This is a genomic window from Campylobacter sp. S4:11, from assembly GCF_024723695.1.
Taxonomy (GTDB): Bacteria; Campylobacterota; Campylobacteria; order Campylobacterales; family Campylobacteraceae; genus Campylobacter_D; species Campylobacter_D jejuni_C.
This window is the reverse complement of sequence record NZ_JANQDC010000063.1, coordinates 1-1,040: the sequence shown is the minus strand read 5'-3', so window position 1 is coordinate 1,040 and position 1,040 is coordinate 1. Positions and strand designations below refer to the sequence as shown.

The window sequence follows — 1,040 nt, the reverse complement described above, 5'->3', positions numbered from 1 at the left end:
CAAAGCTATAAGTAAACCACAAGGTATATAAAATCTTTTAAGTTTATAAAAAGGTTTTTTCATTTATATTCCTTGATGTTTTAAAAATAGCTTATAAAATTTTCTATAAAAATCATAACGATATTTTTTATACTATTTATTGTATTACTAATATTTGGCATTCTCAAATTTTTAAAATATAGTATTTATTTTCAAATAAATACTATATATTTACTCTGCTTTAATTTCTCCACCTTTAACAACAAGACCCTTAGAATCTATCACTACTTCTACTCCACCTGCTTTAATGATAACACAATCTGGTTTAGCATTAATCAATGTTTCTCCTACTTGTATAGTTGCCTCACTATCAGCCTTTAGATAATGAGTTGTTTTTGCATAGGTAGTGATATTATTAGCCACCATACTTGTATTTTTATCGCTTTCAAATCCCATGGATTCATTGCTTGTAAAAAGTATATTGTCTTTACTTTTACAATCTATCTCTTTTTCGCTCAAGACTTGTATTTTATTGCTTGTATTTATATTGTAATAACCTTCTATAATTTCTTTTTTGTTTCCTTTAACATTTCTAGTTTCATCTTTATGTATAATGGTATTTTTGTTTGCGCATATTTCAGTGTCTTTATTTTCTCCTATATATTCACTTGAATTTTTAGCTACTCTTAACTTGTTGTCTACTCCTACATTTAAAGTGTTAGATAATCCAACTATGGTGTCTTTAGATAAACCTACATTTATTAGATACTCAGCACCAACATTGACATTTTTAGCTAAATCTATGGTTTGCGTATGAACTTTTTTAATTCTTTCATTATAAATCCCATCCACCATAGAATCTTTATCATTTAAAATTCTTTGAGTAAAGTTGTGCTGAACCAATTCATCATAGTCTCTTTCTGCTTTTAGATAGATTTGTTCTTTATCTTTTAAGTTGGATAAAGTTAGTTCATTGTATCCTTGTTCATATACTCCTATAGTTTTAGAGCTAATGGAAGTTTTGTGATCATGGTGTGGCAACGATACAAGAGGATCATTCA

The 1,040-nt window shown here is 27.5% G+C and carries 1 protein-coding gene; it reads right to left on the bottom strand.

The window, feature by feature from the left end; translation table 11 throughout:
- Positions 1-210: 210 nt before the first annotated feature.
- Positions 211-1,040: bacteriophage T4 gp5 trimerisation domain-containing protein (locus CAMP5053_RS08165; protein WP_337217637.1), on the bottom strand; the 830-nt coding region annotated here is incomplete at its 5' end.